This window comes from Longimicrobium sp. (assembly GCF_036399255.1).
In the GTDB taxonomy this organism is placed as follows: Bacteria; Gemmatimonadota; Gemmatimonadetes; order Longimicrobiales; family Longimicrobiaceae; genus Longimicrobium.
In genome coordinates this window covers 20,820-38,544 of record NZ_DASWNM010000068.1, presented here as the reverse complement: position 1 = coordinate 38,544, position 17,725 = coordinate 20,820, and the positions used below count along the sequence as shown (strand labels likewise).

Sequence of the window (17,725 nt, the reverse complement as noted above, 5' to 3'; positions counted from 1 at the left end):
CAGCGGCTCATTCCTCGGCCGAATCGTAGACGCCGGACTCGTACAGATTGGAGTTGCCGATCGCGATCACAAGGCCCAGTGCCAGGCCGAATCCGCATGCCAGCACCCCCCACTCCACCACCGCGGATTCGATGTCTCCGCCGCTCTCGATCGCCAGGACGCCGCCCACCGTCATCCCCAGCAGCCAGGCCGCGAACCCGGTGCCCGCAATCGTCAGCAGCGCCTCGAACAGGCCCCACAGCGGCCCGCGGGGCTTCACCTCGACGGCGGCCGGCACCTTTCTCCTCCTGCGCCGCCGCCTGAACGCGGCACGCGGCGGGATGGATTCCGCAAGCAACGGCGCCGACACCGTACGCCAGGCAGGCGGCGCGGCAGGGGATGGCGCGACCGCGCGGGGCAACGGCGCCGGTCTGGGCGCGCGCGGCCGGCGGCGCGCTTCGTCCTCGGCGCAGCGGCGGCATTCGGCCGAATCCAGCCAGCCGATCTCGCGGCTGTGCGCGCGGCACCAGTAGCGCAGCGCCGTGTGGCACGCCTCGCACTCGTCCGCGCGCTCGTCGTGCTCCACACCGCAGCTGGGACACCGCTCTACGACGGGCATGTGGGAGATGGGGGTGGACCCGGTGGCTCGGGTGGGGAAACGGCGCAGCATCTCCCCATCTTAATCACAAGGCAGTACGCGAAACCAGCCTCCGGGATTCGGCGGGCGGATGAAACGGCATTTGGGGGTACAGAGGAGCAGAGGATAAAAGAAAGGAGCAGAGGAAACCCGTGCGGTCCTCTGCTCCTCTCTTTTCAACCTCTGGCCCTCTGTACCCCAACCTTTGTGACTCCGGGGCACACGAGAAAGCGGAGGGAGCACACCGCAGTCAGCGGTCCGGCGGCGGCGCGAACAGGATGCGCAGGGCGCGGATGGCCCCGAAGAGCAGCCCCACCCCGCCGCCCACCATCACGCCGAACGCGGCCGTGTAGATGGGATCCAGCTGCCCGCCCATGGAGCTGGCATAGAAGAACCCGATCAGCGCGCCCAGCAGCCCCCACCCGATCACCGAGCGCACCACCGCAAAGAACGCCAGCATCAGCCGCACCGCGAAGGTGGCGCCCGCCGACGCGTACGGCGCCAGGTCCTCCGCGCCCTCGCGAATCACCACGCCGGGGTCGCGCCCGCCCCACGACGGCCGCGTCCGCCGCCTGGGGGGCGCCTCGGCCGCCCAGGGCGGCACCTCGTCCGGCTCCACGCGCGTGGGCGCGGGGCGGCGCGGAGGCGGAGCCGGCGGGACCTCGCGCGGACGCGGCGGGGGCGGCGGCGGGGCGGGCGCGCGGGGCGGCGGCGTGGGACGGGCCGCCTCGGCCGCGCAGCGCGGGCAGGCCGGCGAATCCAGAAAGCCGATCTCCTTGCCGTGCAGCCGGCACCAGTAGCGCAGCTGCGTGCCGCACACCTCGCACGCGCCGCCCTTGGGATCGTCGTGCTCTACCCCGCAGTTGGGGCACCGCTCGATGACGCGCTTCATCCAGCCATCTCCTCCCCGCCTTCGCCGCCTTCGCCGCCCGGCTCGGGATACACGTCGCGAACGAGCTGCGCGGGCACGAACAGCCGCCGCACCTCGGGCAGCTCGCCGCGCACCCACTTGGCCACCACGGGCACCCGCTCGTAGTCGCCAAACACCTCGCGCGGCAGCCGGTGCGAAAGCGTGTTGATGGTGAGCACCGGGTTGGCCGTCCACGCGGGATAGACGGCGAACCGCTCCTCCACGTGGTCGTGGCCGCGCAGCATGCGCTCCACCGGCCGCCCCAGCTTCGTGGCCACGCCGCAGAACGCCGTAAAGTCGTCGCGGCCAAACTCGCTGCCGCGCGTGGTGCGGTTGGGAATGCGCTTGCGCGCCCGCGGGTGCGCCCGCAGCCACACGAAGTCCTGCAGCACGCGCGGATCGTTCCAGTTGCCCTCGCGCGCCAGCTCCTCGTGCAGGTCGGTGTGCGGCACGCCCGCGTGCACCACCAGCAGCCCGTCGGGAAAGAACAGGGCCCGCGGCGCGCGCGCAAAAAAGCGGATGATGACGTGCCCCAGCCGCGCCGCCAGCGGATCGCCGGCGTGGGCGTTCAGCCAGTCGGTAAAGTCGCTGGGAAGCACGGACGACTGGAATCGCCCGTCCGCGTACGCCAGCGCCTCGTCGTGGTTGCCGGCCAGGACCGTCAGGCGCAGCGGGCCGTCAAGCAGCAGCTCGAAGATGCGCAGCACCACCTGCGCCGCGTGCACGCCGTCGTCGAACAGGTCGCCCAGGAACACCAGCCGCGCCCCGGACCCGCCGCCGCTGCGGTCGATGTGCTGCAGCGCCGCCTCCAGCGCCAGCAGGTCGCCGTGCACGTCGCCCACGAACCACACCTCGTCCAGCGGCCAGTCCTGGCCCACCTGGATGGCGCGGTCGGCGGGGCCGGCGGCGTACTCCTCGAAGGCCAGCCCCAGCGGCCCGCCGCCTTCCAGCCGCTCCTCCATCCGCGCGATGATGCGCTCCGCCCGCTCCCCCATGGGCGGATTGGCCACGGCGGCGCGGACGGCGTCCCAGTCCAGCTCGCGCACCTCCAGCACGCTGGCGGCGGGCGCGGCGCCCGGCGCCGCGCCCCGCACCGGCCCCGGCGTGGACGCCCACCCCGGCGAGTTGGGCGTCGCCGCGGCGGGCGCCTCCCCCTGGGGCGCTTCGCCCTCCACCGCCCCCGGAGGCGCCACGGGCTCCGGCTCCGGCGGCTGCCCATCCGTCCCCGCGCCGCTCCCCTCCACGCCCCCCGCGTCCGCACCGCCCGCATCCACCGGCACCTCCGCGCGGGTGCCGGCCTCGGGCTCGGCGGATGAAGACGGCGCGACGCCCGCATCCACGGCAAGCTCGGGGGATGGAGATGCCTCGATTCCCGCATCCGTCCCGGTTCCCACGGCGGGCTCGGGGGATGCGGATGATTCGCGGCCTCCATCCACGGCGCGCTCGGGGGATGACGTCGGCTCGGCGCCCCCATCCACGCCGCGCTCGGCGGATGGGGACGACTCGGCTCCCCCATCCGCGGCGCGCTGGGGGGATGCGGAGGCGTCCGCGGGCGCGCCCCAGTCGGTCCGGGGCGGCTCGCGATCGGAGCGGGCCGATCCGGATTCGGACTGCTGATGCTTTTCTGTATCCTTCACGGCTCGTTCTCCACCCGCAGCCGCAGCCGCTCGGGGCCGATGGTGATCACCGCACCGGGTTCCAGCGGCGCCGGCGCGGCGCCCAGTGCGGCACCGTTCAAAAACGTGGGATTTACCGCGCCCGGCGCGGGGGCGATGCTCCATCCGCCCCGCACCGGGTCGCGCGCCAGCAGGAACTGCGGGTCCGCCGCATACGCGTGGTCCGCGCCCGCGAACGTCTCCAGCAGCTCCTTGCCGATGGCGGTGTCCACCCCCACCTGCAGGCTGCGCCGCGTCTGTTCGGCCACCAGCACCAGCGTGCCGGGGGCGCGAACGTAGCCGCACGCCTCGCACACGCGTGCGGCCTCGTTCTCGTGGACGAAGCCGCACTGCGGGCACTTCCATGCCATGCGCGTCCTTTAGGCCTGGCGCACGGTAAGCGGCAGCCGTGCGATCCCCTTTTCCGCGCGCCCCACGGCGATCACGTCGCCGTCGTGCAGCGGCTGGGGCCCGGTGACGGCGGCGCCGTTCAGCAGCGTCTCGTTGGTGGTGCCGGCCCCCGGCACGATCTGCCATGCGCCCTCCGCCCCGCGCTCGATGACGGCCTGCTCCGTGTCCCACACGTTGCTGTCTTCGCCGAACTGGCGGACGATGTGCTTGCCCAGCGGCGTCCGCACGCCCAGCCCCAGCGTCTGCCCGCTCTCGCCCACCAGCTGAATGCGGTCGGAGGTCAGCGGCCCGCCCGCCGCGGGCGCCGCCGCTCCCGCATCCGCGGGCGCTGCTCCGGCGATGGCGGCATCCACCGGCGCCGTGCTCGTCCCCGCATCCGCGGCCACCGTCCCGGCTGCGCCCGCATCCGTGGCCGCGCCCGCTCCGGCATCCGCCGAAGCCGTCCCCGCCGTGCCCGCATCCGCCGGAGCGGAGTCTGGTCCCACGACCGCGGCGGCTGCATCCGCCGACGCCCCTGCTGCGCCTGCATCCGGCGAGGCCGTACCCGCAGCCCCGGCATCCGTAGACGTCGTACCTGCCGCGCCGGCATCAGCAGACGCGGTCCCGGCATCCGTCGTCGATCCAGCGCTCGTACCTGCGTCGGCCGGCGCGGCGCCGGCATCCGTTCCCGCCGGGGCCTCGTCCACCGGGACCGATCCGCCGTATCCACCCGACCGCGTGTCCGACGGCGTCGCCGCATCCGGCCCCGCGGTGGGCGCCGCCGCGTCGGCCGATCCGCCCGCCGCATCGGTTGAACCCGCGCCGCCGGTGCCCGCGTCCGCCGAAGCCGTGCCTGCCCCGCCATCCGTCGGCGTGGGGGGCGGCGCGGGCGCGGCGGGCGCGCCGTTGGTGGCCGTCTCCATCGGGCTGGCGGTGGAGATCTCGCCGCCAGCGCCTGCATCCGCGCCACCCGCGGCGCCCGCGGACGGCGATTCCAGCGTGGAGTCCGGATCGGTCCCGGTCGCCGCCCCGGTGTCGGAGGGCACGGTGCCTTCCGTGGCCCCACCCGAGCCGGACGCAGCCGGTGCGTCGGGCGCCGGGGGCGATGCGGACGACCCCGCGGCCCCGGAAGCGTCCGGCGTCGCGCCCGATCCGGCATCCGTCGTCGTGCCCGCCCCGGATCCGCTGGCGGCGTCCGGCGTCGTACCGCCGCCGCTGGAGCCGGACGAGCCGGCATCCGCCGAGCCCCCGCCGGCCGGAGCCGTCGGCGTGCCGGAGGTGGCGCCGTCCGGCGCGGGCGACGCGGCGGCGGGGGTTCCCGTTCCGCCGGTCGCGGGCGTGTCCGTGCCCTCGCCCGGGTGCGGGGCGTCTTCCGGGCCGGGAACCGGGTTGCGCGGGGCGCCGGTTCCGGGTTCGTTCTGGCTTTCGCTCACGGTTCATCCTCCACCCACGGTCCCTGCCCTGTCGGCGCGGTGTGGATCATCGCGCCCTCCATCAAAGCGGCGTCATGCACGCCGCGGATCAGCCTTCTGCTCCGTTCCGTCGGATCACGCCGGGCGCACGGTCAGCGGCAGCTTCTGGATGCCCTTGGCCGCGCGGCCCACGGCGATCACGTCGCCCTCGCTCAGGGGCTGCGGCGCGGTGATGGCGGCGCCGTTCAGCAGCGTCTCGTTGGTGGTCCCCGCCACCGGCACCACCTGCCACCGGCCGTCCGCGCCGCGCTCCACCACGCACTGCTCCGAGTCCCACACGGCGAAGTCTTCGCCGAACTGCCGCACCATGTGCTTGCCCAGCGGCGTCCGCACGCCGATGGTGATGGCGTGCCCCGACTCGCCCGCCAGCTGCACGCGGTCGGTGCGCAGCGGCACGCCGCGGGCCCCGGCCGGCGTGGACGGCATCACCGGCGGCGCATCCGTCACCGCCGCGGGGCTCGGCGGCGGCGGCGGGGCCGGCGCCACGGGAGCGGGCGGAGCCGCGGGTGCAGCCGGTGCGGGTGCCGTCGTCGCCGCGGGCGCAGGCGCGGGCGGAGCGGCTGGAGCCGCGGGAGCAGCCGCCGCCGGAGCCGCCGAAGCCGCCGCGGCAGCGGCAGCCGATGCAGCCGCCGCGGCGGCGCGTCCGGTAAGGACGTCGCGGACCTCGGCGGCGGTGGGGCGGTCCTGCGGGCGCGGGGCCAGGCAGCGGTGGATGATCTCGGCCACCGCCTCGTTGGTCGCCGCGCCGGGCATCGTCCCCCCCAGCACCGGCCGCTCCGCCTCCCACGCCAGCGCCTTGCGGGCGTACTCCGCCTGGTCCTCGGACCAGTACGGGTGCCGCCCCGCCAGCAGCTGATAGAGAATCAGCCCGCAGGTGAACACGTCCGACGCCGCGCCCGGCACCGCCCCCGCCGTAAAGTGCTCGGGCGAGCGGTAGTTGTCGGTGCCCACGTAGCCCTGGAACCCGTGCCAGGGCGCCTGCTCGTCGGTGAGCACCGAGAAATCGACGTCGATCAGCTTGAGCTGGAATCCCGCCGCGATGGTGGGGTCCTCGATGAGGAACGCGTTGTCGGGCTTGAGGTCCGCGTGGGCCACACCCGCCTGGTGCAGCGTGTGGATCCCCGACATCAGCACCTTGGCCCAGATCACGTGCCGCTCCCACAGCTGCGCCGCGAACGGCGGCCCGGGCGCGCGGCCGCCGTTGGCCTCGGCCTCCTGCTCGAAGATGCCGCCCAGGTCGGCGCCGTTCTCGACGAACTCGAAGACCTGGAAGTAGTTGCGGCCGCCCCACACCGCCTCGAACGCGTCGATGGCGCGCACGCAGTAGTTGCGGGCCGGGCTTTCGGCGATGCGGCGGTTGAGCTCCTTCTGGTAGCGCACGAAGCCGCGGTACCACTCTACCGTGACCGCCGGCGACTTGTACTGCTTGAAGAACACCCGCTGCCCCGTCCGGCCGCGCGCCTCGTACGAGATGGCCATGGCCCCGGGCCCGAACACCCGGGTGATGGTGTAGCCGTTGATTTCGTCGCCTGCCTTGAGCTTCTTGGCCATGAGTACGGTCGGGCTGTGCGGACGGGCGGGCGCGGCGGACAGCACCGCCGCGCCCGGCGAAACGGGCCTGCGCGCTACAGCGCGATGGTCTCGGCCGACTTGCTGACGCTGGCCGCCAGCTGGCGCAGCGTGTTCTTGAAGTTGGCCTGGTCGCCGGTGAACTTGACCAGCGCGTCCTGCGGGTTGAGCCCGGGGTAGGAGATGGCCTCCCACTCCGACTTGTCGATCTGGCTGAGCTCGTCGTAGCCCGGCATGTCGGGCGCGAACAGGCTCAGGATGATGCGGCTGTTGATGATGGCGTTGGTCACGTCCTGCACCCCGCCCCCCCTGGCCTCGGGGATGCTCATCGACGGCTTGAACGAGGCGTCGGTGAACACCACCACCACCCGCGCCGCGTCGCTGCGGTAGCGCCACTTCGTGGGGTCGGTGCTCTGCGCGCCCTTTTCGGTCTGCCCCATGCTGGCCACCTTGTACAGCGCGTCCAGCAGCGACTCGGGCTCGTCCTCGCCGCCCTCGGCGGTAAGGCCGGCCAGCTGGCCGCGCAGCGCCTCGACGTCGCTGACGAAGGGGTTGTCGATGAAGGGCTGCGCGTCGTGGTCGAAGTCGCGGTAGCCCACCGCCTTGGCGCGCCAGTCGCGCACGGGCGAGACGTTGTTGCCCTCGCCCTTGCTCAGCGACTCCACGAACGTGCCGATGTTGGCCTTGAGGGCGTCGATGGCGGGCGCCATGCTCCCCGAGATGTCGATCAGGAAGACGATGTCGGCAACGCCCCGGGTCTTGGTCTGCTGCTGGTCCATGCGATCGCTCTGCCGTCTGGAGTCCGTGCCTCAAAATGCCCCGCGATTCGAGGGGCCCCGCCTATGCAGGTTCCAGTCCCGCGCGCCGGGCGATGGCGGATCGAAGGTTTGTCGGAGGATGGGGATGCGTATTGCGACCGGGCGATGCCCCGCCACCGCCACCCCGGGCTAAAGCCCGGGGCTGGAAATGCCATAAGCCCCGTCCTGGCTCGCTGCGCTCGCCAGACGGGGCTTCAACTTCATGGGCGCTTCGCGCAAACGGCACCGTCGGAGCGCGGGCGCGGCCCACGCGAGCAGGTGAAGCCCCGTTCGGCGACGCGGCAGCGTCGCCGAACGGGGCTTCTGGCCGTTCCAGCCCCGGGTTTCAACCCGGGGTGGTTTTAACCCGGGGTGGCAAGACGAGCAACACCGGGCCCGAACCGCCGCGGCATCGGAGTGGCCGCGGCGCCGATTCAATCCGATCCGCGCCCCTCCTACACGCTCAACGCGTCCGACGCGCCCTCCACGCTCATCGCGTCCGACGCGCCCTCCAGCACCACCGCACCGGCGGTTTTCATCACCCGTCCGTTGCCCTATGTTGCTTCAGCCTCTCGCGAGGAGTAATCGATGGAAGAGCATTCCCTGCCCGTCCCCGAGCCTGCCCGTTCCCCGGCCATCGAACGCTGCGTGGATCCCGAGGTGCTCGAGTGGTATCGCATGAGTGCGCAGGAGCGCTGGGCGGAGAGCATGCGCCTGTGGAACACATTCCGCCTGCTGGGAGGCCAGCTTGAGCCTGAGCCCGATTCCCAAAGTCCTTTCAACGATGCGGGCGCACGGCGTGGAGGCCCTGCTCATGGGCGGCCAGGCCTGCGTGCTGTACGGCGCAGCGGAGTTTAGCCGCGACGCCGACTTCGCCATTCTCGCGTCACCCGAAAACCTGGGCCGGCTGACGGGCGCGCTCGCTGAGCTGCAGGCCGAGGTCATCGCCGTACCGCCCTTCGAGGTTCACTACCTGGAGCGAGGGCACGCAATCCACTTTCGCTGCAAGCATCCCGAAGCGCAGGGAATGCGGGTCGACGTGATGGCCCATCTGCGGGGCGTGGACCCGTTTCCGCAGCTGTGGGCACGACGCACGACCTGGGACCTCTCGGAAGGATTCCAGGTCGACTCCCTCGCGCTTCCGGATCTCGTCGCTTCCAAGAAGACGCAGCGCGACAAGGACTGGCCGATGATCCGGCGGCTGATAGAGGTCAGCTACGACGAGGGATTTTCGGCCCCGACGCCTGAACAGGTCGCGTTCTGGCTGCGGGAGCTCCGCACGCCGGAGCTGTTGGAAGAATGCGTTCGGCGGTTCCCGCACGAAGCCCGAGACGTAGCCCAACTGCGGGGAGCGGTGGCGGCTGCCCTGACGGATGATGCAGACAGGATTCGCGATGAGCTCGCGGAGGAGGAGTCGCGTGAACGCAATCTGGACCGCCAGTACTGGACCCGCTGAAGTCCGAACTGGAAGCCCTCCGGCACCGGCGCATCCGCGAGCCCTGATGCGGCGCAACGCGTGCTCGGCCGCGCCGGGCGCGGCCCACGCGAGCAGGTGAAGCCCGTTCGGCGACGCGTCAGCGTCGCCGAGACGGGGCTTCTGGCCGTTCCAGCCCCGGGTTTCAACCCGGGGTGGTTTCAACCCGGGGTGGTTTCAACCCGGGGTGGTTTTAACCCGGGTGGCAAGACGAGCAACACCGGGCCCGAACCGCCGCGGGATCGGGGTGGCCGCGGCGCCGATATCCAACCCGATCCGCGCCCCTCCTACACGCTCAACGCGTCCGACGCGCCCTCCAGCACCACCGCGCCGGCGCCGCCCATCTCCAGCCGCCCCTGCGGCGACAGGCGCACGATCTCGCCCTCGGCGTCCCCGCCGAAGCGCGCTTCCTCCGTGGAAAGCAGAAGGTCCCACGGCGCCCCCGACGCGCGCGTCTCCTCCACCGCGTCCAGGTCCACCGAAAGCGGGCCCTGGAACGAGACGACCAGGAGCAGCGCGCGGCCGTCCTCGCCGGTGCGGCGCAGGGCCAGGGCGTGCTCGCCCAGCGCCGCCACGGCGAACCGCTCGCGGTCGCGGCGGACCAGCGCGGGGTGCGTGCGGCGCAGGGCCAGCAGCTCGCGGTACAGCGTGCGAACGCCGGCGTGCGGCGGCCGCTCCGCCTCGTCCCAGCGCAGCCGCGAGCTCTCGAACGTGGACGGCGCCTGCGGATCGGGGATGCGCTCGCGCACGGCCGGGTCGCCAAACGCGCTGAACTTGCCGAACTCCTTGCGCCGCCCCTCCGTCACCAGCTTCCCCAGCTCTTCCGGGTGGTCGGTGAAGTACTGGAACGGCGTGGTGGCCGCCCACTCCTGCCCCATCCACAGCAGCGGCGTGTACGGCGACAGCAGCAGCAGCGCGCTCGCCGCGCGGTAGACCGGGAGCGACACCGACTCCGTCAGCCGGTCGCCGAAGGCGCGGTTCCCCACCTGGTCGTGGTTCTGGATGCAGTGCACGAACGCACGCGGCGGCAGCCCGTCCGCCGGGGTGCCACGCGGCGCGCCGTGGTTCTGTGACTCCTGCCCCTCGTAGAACCACCCCTGCCGCAGCGTCCGGACGATGTCTTCGACGGACCCCGTGTAGTCGCTGAAGTACGCCTCGTGGTCGCCCGCCGTGTGGCGCCGCAGCTGGTGGTGGATGTCGTCGGCCCACACCCCGTCCAGCCCGATCCCCTCCGGTTGCGGCAGCAGCACCCGCCGCTCGTTGCGCTCGTCCTCCGCGATCAGCACGAAGTGGCGGCCCTCCGGCAGCGATTCGCGGACGCGTGCCGAAAGCTCCTGGAGGAGGTGCGGATCGGAATCGTCCAGGATGGCGTGGGTGGCGTCCATCCGCAGGCCGTCCACGTGGTACTCGTGCGCCCAGTGCAGCGCGTTCTGGATGGCGAACTCGCGCACCGGCCGCCGCGCGTAGTCGATGGCGTCCCCCCACGGCGTGTGGTGCCGGTCGGTGAAGTACTGGCCGCCCGTCACCGCGTGCAGGTAGTTGCCCTCGGGCCCCAGGTGGTTGTAGACCACGTCCAGGATCACCGCCAGCCCGCGCGCGTGCGCCGCGTCCACGAAGCGGCGGAACCCGTCCGCGCCCCCGTACGACGACTCCGGCGCGTACAGGAAGACGCCGTCGTATCCCCAGTTGCGGTGCCCCGGGAACTCCGCGATCGGCATGGGCTCCACCGCCGTGGCGCCCAGCGCGGCGATCTCGTCCAGCCGCTCGACCAGCGCGTCGAAGGTCCCCGCCCCGGTGGCCGTCCCCACGTGCACTTCGTAGATCACCAGCTCGTCGGCCGGCACGCCGCCCCATCCCTCGTCCGTCCAGCGGAAGGGGGAGGGGTCCACCACCTCGGACGGGTCGTGCACGCCGTCCGGCTGCGACCGCGAGGCGGGATCGGGATAGGCGTCCGCGCCATCCAGCCGGTACCGGTAGCGCGTCCCCGCGCCGGCCCCCGGGACCACGGCCGCGAACCACCCGTCTTCCTCGCGCCCCAGCGGGTGCACCGCCTCGGCGTCCGGGCCGTAGAGCACCACGTCCACCGACCGGCTGGCCGGCGCCCACACGCGGAACTCCGTGCCGCCCTCCACCACGTTGGCGCCAAAGGCAAGGCGCCATCCATTCGTCCCGCTCACTCCCCCACCCCTTCCCGGTTCGTGGCCACGCCCTCGCGATCCTCGATCAGCACCATCATCGACCGCCCCTCCAGGGTGACCGTCTGCCCGTCGGGAAAGCACAGGCTCCTTTCGGGCAGCTCCGGGAGCGCGGTGTCCAGCATGACGCACCACCCGAACGACCGGCCGAAGTCCGGCAGGGTAAAGTCCATGGCCCCGCCGTCCGCGTTGAACAGCAGGAGAAAGTTGGCGTCGCGGATCTGCTCGCCCTGCTCGTTCCACTCTTCCATCGCCTCGCCCCCCATCGCCATGCCAAAGCAGCGCACGTAGCCGCCGTTCCACTCCCGGTCCGTCATCTCGGTGCCGTCCGGGCTCAGCCACACCAGGTCGCGCACGTCGCTGCCGCGGATCTCGCGGCCCCGAAAGAACCTGCGGCGCCGGAAGGTGGGGTGCTCGCGCCGCAGCCGGGCCACCCGCCGGGTGAACTCCAGCATCTCGCGGTCGGGCTCGCCCAGGTCCCAGTGCACCCAGCTGAGCTCGTTGTCCTGCGCGTACGCGTTGTTGTTGCCGTGCTGCGTGCGCCCCATCTCGTCGCCGTGGCAAATCATGGGCACGCCCTGCGACAGCAGCAGGGTGGCCATCAGGTTGCGCTTCTGGCGCTCGCGGGCGCGCAGGATGTCGGGACGGTCGGTGGGCCCCTCGACCCCGAAGTTGTACGAGTGGTTGTGGTTTTCGCCGTCCCGGTTGTTCTCGCCGTTGGCCTCGTTGTGCTTGTGGTTGTAGCACACCAGGTCGTTGAGCGTGAACCCGTCGTGCGCCACCACGAAGTTCAGGCTCGCGTGCGGCTTGCGCCCGTCGTTCTCGTACAGGTCGCTGCTCCCCGTCAACCGGTAGCCCAGCTCGCCCAGCGTCCCCGCGTCGCCCCGCCAGTACGCGCGCACCGTGTCGCGGTAGCGGCCGTTCCACTCGGCCCACAGCACGGGAAAGTTGCCCACCTGGTAGCCGCCCTCGCCCACGTCCCACGGCTCGGCGATCAGCTTTACCTTGCTGACGACGGGGTCCTGGTGAATGACGTCGAAGAAGGCGGAGAGCTTGTCGACCTCGTGGAGCTCGCGGGCCAGGGTGGAGGCCAGGTCGAAGCGAAAGCCGTCCACGTGCATCTCCTGCACCCAGTAGCGCAGGCTGTCCATCACCAGCTGCAGCGCCTGGGGGTGCACCATGTTCAGCGAGTTGCCGGTGCCCGTGTAGTCCATGTAGAACCGCGGGTCGCCGCGCACGGTGCGGTAGTACGTGCAGTTGTCGATGCCCTTGAACGACAGCGTGGGCCCCATGTGGTTGCCCTCGGCCGTGTGGTTGTACACCACGTCCAGGATGACCTCGATCCCCGCCGCGTGCAGCGTGCGCACCATCTCCTTGAACTCGCGCACCTGGGCCCCGTAGTCGCGCACGCTGGCGTAGCGGCCCGCCGGCGCAAAGTAGCCGATGGTGTTGTATCCCCAGTAGTTGCGCAGCCCCTTCTGCACCAGGAAGTAGTCGTCCACGATCTCGTGCACGGGAAGCAGCTCGATGGCGGTGACGCCCAGCGACTTCAGGTGCTCGATGATGGCCGGGTGGCAGACGGCGCTGTAGGTGCCGCGGATGTCGTCGGGGATGTCGGGGTGCAGCATCGTCAGCCCCTTGACGTGCGCCTCGTAGATCACCGTCTCATGCCAGGGGATGTCGGGCGGCTGGTCGCCCCGCCAGTCGAAGCCGTCCTCGGCCACCACCACGCCCTTGGGCACCCCCCAGGCGTCGTCGGTGTCGTCGAGCACCCAGTCCTCGCCGGGCTGCTCGAACGGGTACGCGAACGGGTGCGCCTCCCACCGGACGCGCCCGGCCAGGGCGCGGGCGTAGGGGTCGATGAGCAGCTTGAAGGGGTTGCAGCGCAGCCCGCGGGCGGGCTCGTACGGGCCGTTGATGCGGTAGCCGTAGAAGGTGCCGGGCCCCAGCCCCTCCACGTAGCCGTGCCACACGTACGCGGTGCGCTCGCGCAGGCGGTAGGTGCGGGCGGGGTCCGCGTCGCCGGGCCGCTCGAAGATGCACAGCTCCACCTCCCACGCCGCCTCGGAGTAGATGGCGAAGTTGGTGCCCTTGCCGTCGAAGGTGGCGCCCAGCGGGTACGGCCTGCCGGGCCACGCGGTGGTGGCCGTCTCCAGAAAGCCGGGAACGTGGTGCTCGGACGCGGGCGCGCGGCCGGCCTGCCCGCGGCTCACCCATCCAAACGGCAGCGGCGGCCGCCGCTCGCCCCCGTCCGGCGCCTCGGCCGCGGCGGAGGCGCGTTCGCCCTCCCCCGCCTCCGGCGCTTCCGCTTCCGCTTCCGCGTCCGGATCCGCGTCCTCTTCCGCGAGCGCGACGGCGCCCGCGCCTGCGTCACCGTCGAAGGGGGTTTGATGATGATCCGCGTGGTGCTGCTCGTCAGCCGGGCCCGGCTCGCCCGCCTGGTTGTGATCGTTCGGCTGCTCGTGCATCCTGCTCCGTCTCTGATCCATGCGGTCGGTCGATTCGCCCCACGCGGGTGGCGAATCAATGTCGATGGTCCGTGCGGCCGGGGCCAGCCCCACCCGGTGCGGACGTGCCCGCACGCCGGGCGAATGATGCTCGCTGCGCTCCTCCTCCGCCTGCCGTGCCGTCCGCCCGCCCGCCCGCCGGAGCGAATGAATTCGCCGCTGGAAAATCGCAAAGTCCGCCTGCGCGGACTCGGCGGCCCGGCTCTACACCGCGTCCGAAGCACCTGCGCGTCCGCAACCCGGCGGTCACCGCACCAGATCCGCGATGGCGTACTTCGCGGCCGGGAAAACGCGACGCCGCCTGCGCAAACGGGTGCCGCGACATCGGCGCGTACGGCGCGTCCCCGCGAGGTTCGCGGTTGAAGCCCCGCGCAGTTTGCGGGGCTTTCCGCGTTTGTTGCGGTGGCTTCAGCCGCTCCCGCCGCGGCACCATCCAGGCGGGTCCCGGGCCGCGGGGCGCGTCCGCCATCCCAAGGCGAATGAATTCGCGGCTGGGAAACCCGAGGTCCGCCTGCGCGGACGGGTGCGCGGCGTCGGCGCGTGCGGAGCGTCACCGCGAGGTTCGCAGTTGAAGCCCCGCGCAGTTTGCGGGGCTTTCCGCGGTCGTCGCGGCGGCTTCAGCCGCTCCCGCCGCGGCACCATCCAAGCGGGTCCCGGGCCGCGGGGCGCGTCCGCCATCCCAAGGCGAATGAATTCGCGGCTGGGAAAACGCGATGTCCGCCTGCGCGGACGGGTGCCGTGGCGTCGCGCGTGCGGCGCGTCGCCGCGGCGTTTGCGGTTGAAGCCCGCGCGGTTTGCGGGGCTTTCCGCGGTCGTCGCGGCGGCTTCAGCCGCTCCCGCGCGGGAGGATCCAGACGGGTCCCGGGCCACGGCGCGTCCGCCATCCAGGCGAATGAATTCGCGGCTGGGAAAACGCGATGTCCGCCTGCGCGGACGGGTGTTGCGGCGTCGGCGCGTGCGGCGCGTCCCCGCGGCGTTCGCGGTTGAAGCCCCGCACGGTTTGCGGGGCTTTCCGCGGTCGTCGCGGCGGCTTCAGCCGCTCCCGCCGCGGAACCGTCCAGACGGGTCCCTGTCCCGCTATTCCCTATTCCCTGTTCCCTATTCCCTGTAGTCCTGTTCCCTATTCCCTGTCGTGCCCGCTTCTTGCTCCGGCCCCCGCCCGACCCGCGGCGAGGTCCGCCGCGCGCACCACAGTCCCGACGGCAAAAACCCAACGTGAACGCTAAGGACCCCACGGGCGCGGCGCCCCGGCGCCGCATTCCCACGGCCACGTACCGCATTCAGTTCAACGCCGGCTTCACCTTTCGCGACGCCACGGACATCGTGCCGTACCTGGCGGAGCTGGGGGTGAGCGACCTGTACGCGTCGCCGTACCTGCAGGCGCGCCCCGGCAGCGTCCACGGCTACGACATCGTGGACCACGACCAGCTCAACCGCGAGATCGGCACCGAGCAGGAGCACGGGCGCATGTCGGCGGCGCTGCGTGAGCACGGACTGGGCCACGTGCTGGATATCGTTCCCAACCACATGGGCATCGCCATGGGGGCGCGCGGCAAGCGCAACCGGTGGTGGATGAGCGTGCTGGAGAACGGCCCCTCGTCGCCCTACGCCAGCCACTTCGACATCGACTGGAACCCGCGCAACCCCGAGCTGTGCGGCAAGGTGCTCCTTCCCGTGCTGGGCGACCAGTACGGCCGCGTGCTCGAGGCCGGCGAGCTGAACCTGGTGTACGAGTCGGGCCAGTTCCGGGTGGAGTACTACGAGAACGTGTTCCCCGTGGCGCCGGGGAGCACCGCGGCCGTGCTGCGGCTGGCGCTGGAAACGCTGGGCGGCAAGCCCAACGATCCGGACCGGATGGAGCTGGAGTCCATCATGACCGCCCTGCACCACCTGCCGCCGCGCAGGGCGCGCGACCCCCGGAGCATCGCCGAGCGGTCGCGCGAGCGCATCGTCACCCGGCGGCGGCTGCGCGACCTGGTGAACCGCGCCGAGCCCGTGCGCCAGGCGCTCGACGCCGCCGTGGCCGAGTACAACGGCACCCCCGGCGAGCCGCACTCGTTCGACCTGCTGGACGCGCTGCTGCACGACCAGGCGTACCGGCTGGCGTACTGGCGGGTGGCGGCCGAAGAGATCAACTACCGGCGCTTCTTCGACGTCAACGACCTGGCCGGCGTGCGCGTGGAGCGCCCCAAGGTCTTCGAGGCCACCCACCGGCTGATCCTGCGGCTGGTGCGCGAGGGGACGGTGACCGGCCTGCGCATCGACCACCCCGACGGGCTCTTCGACCCGCACGACTACCTGGTCACGCTGCAGCGGATGACGATGGGGCTGCAGCGCACCGAGGACTTCTACGTGCTGGTGGAAAAGATCCTCACCGGCGACGAGCCGCTGCCGGCGGAGTGGCCGGTGGCGGGAACGGTGGGATACGAGTTCATGAACCGGGTGAACGGCCTGTTCGTGCAGCCGGCCAACGAGGAAAAGATCGACGCCATCTACCGCGCGTTCACCGGCTTCCAGGGCACGTTCGAGGACCTGGTCTACCAGAAGAAGGGGCTCATCCTCCGCTCGTCGCTGGTCAGCGAGCTCACGGTGCTCACCACCCTGCTGGACCGCATCAGCGAGCGCAACCGCCGCTCGCGCGATTTCACCTGGGGCAGCCTGCGCGACGCCCTGCGCGAGGTGATCGCCTGCTTTCCCGTCTACCGCACCTACATCGAAGCCGTCCCCGGCGTGGTGACGGACCGCGACCGTGCGTGGGTGGACCAGGCGGTGGCGCACGCCAAGGAGCGCAACCGGACGACCAGCGGCGCCATCTTCGACTTCGTGCGCGACACCCTGCTGCTGGAGTGGCCGGACTCGCTGGATGAAAAGGCGCGCCGCCAGCACGCGCGCTTCGTGATGAAGTTTCAGCAGCTCACCGGGCCGGTGATGGCCAAGGGGGTCGAGGACACCACCTTCTACGTCTTCAACCGCCTGGTCTCGCTCAACGAGGTGGGGGGCGAGCCGGACCGCTTCGGCATCACCCCCGACGAGTTCCACGCCTTCAACCTGGAGCGTGCGGAGCGCTGGCCGCACGCCATGTCCAGCAGCAGCACGCACGACACCAAGCGCAGCGAGGACGTGCGCGCGCGCATCAACGTGCTTTCCGAGATCCCGGAGGTGTGGTCGGAGCGCGTGAACGCGTGGCACGGCTTCAACGCGGCCAGGATCCAGAAGGACCGGGAGCGCCCCGTGCCCGACGAGAACGACGAGTACCTGCTGTACCAGTCGCTGGTGGGCGCGTGGCCGTTCGGCGCGCTGGACGACGAGGCGCGCGAAGACTTCGCCTCGCGTGTGCAGGCGTACATGGAAAAGGCCACGCGCGAGGCCAAGCGCCACACCAGCTGGCTGAACCCCAACACCGCCTACGACGACGGCCTGCGCGCCTTCGTGGCCGGCATCCTCTCGGCCGGGAACACCGCGTTCCTGGACGACTTCCTCCCGTTCCAGCAGACCGTGGCGCGGCTGGGGATGGTCAACTCGCTGGCGCAGACGCTGGTGAAGATCGCCTCGCCCGGGGTGCCGGACGTGTACCAGGGGCAGGAGCTGTGGGACTTCTCGCTGGTGGATCCCGACAACCGCCGCCCCGTGGACTACGCGTTGCGGCGGACGCTGATGGATGAGCTGGAGGCGCGCCGCGGCGAGGCGGGGCTGCGGGCGCTGGCGCGGGAGATGGTGGAGGGGTGGGAGGACGGGCGCATCAAGCTGCACGTGGTGCAGACGGCGCTGCGGCTGCGCCTGGCGCTTCCCGACGTGTTCACCGGCGGCGCGTACCTGCCGCTGGTGGCGGAGGGCGACCGGGCGGAGCACGTGGTCTCGTTCGCGCGGACGGCGGAGGGCGCCGCGGTGATCGCCGTGGTGCCGCGCCTGGTGGCCACGCTCACCCGCGACCGCGGCTTCGCGCTCCCCGAGGCGTCGGACTGGAAGGGCACCCGCATCCCCCTTCCCGACGAGCTGGCCGGCCGCTACCGCAACGCCCTCACCGGCGAGGAGCTGCGCGCCGGCAAGCACGGCCTGGACGCGGACGAGGTCTTCGCCGACTTCCCCGTCGCCCTCCTCGAGCGCATCGGCTGAGAAGAGGTCTCACACCAGATCCTGAAG

11 protein-coding genes are annotated in these 17,725 nt (G+C 71.9%); 2 read left to right on the top strand and 9 right to left on the bottom strand.

The annotated features are described in order from the left end of the window. Window positions 1–7: 7 nt before the first annotated feature. From VGC13_RS10530 to VGC13_RS10500, 7 genes are all read right to left on the bottom strand, one after another. Window positions 8–565, bottom strand: coding sequence for a hypothetical protein (locus VGC13_RS10530; RefSeq protein ID WP_331125210.1), 558 nt, complete (start codon window positions 563–565; stop codon window positions 8–10). Window positions 566–866: 301 nt separating this feature from the next. Further along, window positions 867–1,508, bottom strand: a complete 642-nt coding sequence (locus tag VGC13_RS10525; protein WP_331125209.1) for a hypothetical protein — start codon at window positions 1,506–1,508, stop codon at window positions 867–869. Continuing rightward, window positions 1,505–3,163 (bottom strand): metallophosphoesterase family protein, encoded by a 1,659-nt coding sequence (locus VGC13_RS10520; protein WP_331125208.1) that lies wholly within the window; start codon window positions 3,161–3,163, stop codon window positions 1,505–1,507. The genes VGC13_RS10525 and VGC13_RS10520 overlap by 4 nt, the downstream gene beginning before the upstream one ends. Further along, window positions 3,160–3,552, bottom strand: a complete 393-nt coding sequence (locus tag VGC13_RS10515; protein ID WP_331125207.1) for a hypothetical protein — start codon at window positions 3,550–3,552, stop codon at window positions 3,160–3,162. The genes VGC13_RS10520 and VGC13_RS10515 overlap by 4 nt, the downstream gene beginning before the upstream one ends. Before the next feature lie 9 nt (window positions 3,553–3,561). Continuing rightward, on the bottom strand, window positions 3,562–5,004 hold the full coding sequence (locus tag VGC13_RS10510; protein WP_331125206.1) for an FHA domain-containing protein: 1,443 nt from the start codon (window positions 5,002–5,004) through the stop codon (window positions 3,562–3,564). Between the two features lie 114 nt (window positions 5,005–5,118). After that, on the bottom strand, window positions 5,119–6,594 hold the full coding sequence (locus VGC13_RS10505; RefSeq protein ID WP_331125205.1) for a protein kinase domain-containing protein: 1,476 nt from the start codon (window positions 6,592–6,594) through the stop codon (window positions 5,119–5,121). Window positions 6,595–6,668: 74 nt separating this feature from the next. After that, window positions 6,669–7,391, bottom strand: coding sequence for a vWA domain-containing protein (locus tag VGC13_RS10500; RefSeq protein WP_331125204.1), 723 nt, complete (start codon window positions 7,389–7,391; stop codon window positions 6,669–6,671). Window positions 7,392–8,157: 766 nt separating this feature from the next. Between VGC13_RS10500 and VGC13_RS10495 the strand changes: the two genes are divergently transcribed. After that, complete coding sequence (locus VGC13_RS10495) at window positions 8,158–8,865, top strand: hypothetical protein (RefSeq protein WP_331125203.1); 708 nt, start codon at window positions 8,158–8,160, stop codon at window positions 8,863–8,865. A gap of 305 nt (window positions 8,866–9,170) precedes the next feature. Here VGC13_RS10495 and treZ read toward each other — a convergent pair whose 3' ends face one another. Next, window positions 9,171–11,060: a malto-oligosyltrehalose trehalohydrolase gene (gene treZ / locus VGC13_RS10490; protein WP_331125202.1), complete on the bottom strand. Its 1,890-nt coding sequence runs from the start codon at window positions 11,058–11,060 to the stop codon at window positions 9,171–9,173. Then, on the bottom strand, window positions 11,057–13,546 hold the full coding sequence (glgX, locus tag VGC13_RS10485; protein ID WP_331125201.1) for a glycogen debranching protein GlgX: 2,490 nt from the start codon (window positions 13,544–13,546) through the stop codon (window positions 11,057–11,059). Before glgX ends, treZ begins: the two co-directional genes overlap by 4 nt. Window positions 13,547–14,800: 1,254 nt before the next feature. Here glgX and treY point away from each other — a divergent pair. Next, entirely contained in the window at window positions 14,801–17,698 is a 2,898-nt protein-coding gene (gene treY / locus VGC13_RS10480; protein WP_331125200.1) for a malto-oligosyltrehalose synthase, read from the top strand. Window positions 17,699–17,725 lie beyond the last annotated feature (27 nt).

What these genes read in the sequence shown, in the direction of transcription:
- VGC13_RS10525 (WP_331125209.1), bottom strand. Translation starts at nt 1,508, where the DNA reads ATGAAGCGCGTCATCGAGCGGTGCCCCAACTGCGGGGTAGAGCACGAC.
- VGC13_RS10515 (WP_331125207.1), bottom strand. Translation starts at nt 3,552, where the DNA reads ATGGCATGGAAGTGCCCGCAGTGCGGCTTCGTCCACGAGAACGAGGCC.
- VGC13_RS10505 (WP_331125205.1), bottom strand. Translation starts at nt 6,594, where the DNA reads ATGGCCAAGAAGCTCAAGGCAGGCGACGAAATCAACGGCTACACCATC.
- VGC13_RS10500 (WP_331125204.1), bottom strand. Translation starts at nt 7,391, where the DNA reads ATGGACCAGCAGCAGACCAAGACCCGGGGCGTTGCCGACATCGTCTTC.
- glgX (WP_331125201.1), bottom strand. Translation starts at nt 13,546, where the DNA reads ATGCACGAGCAGCCGAACGATCACAACCAGGCGGGCGAGCCGGGCCCG.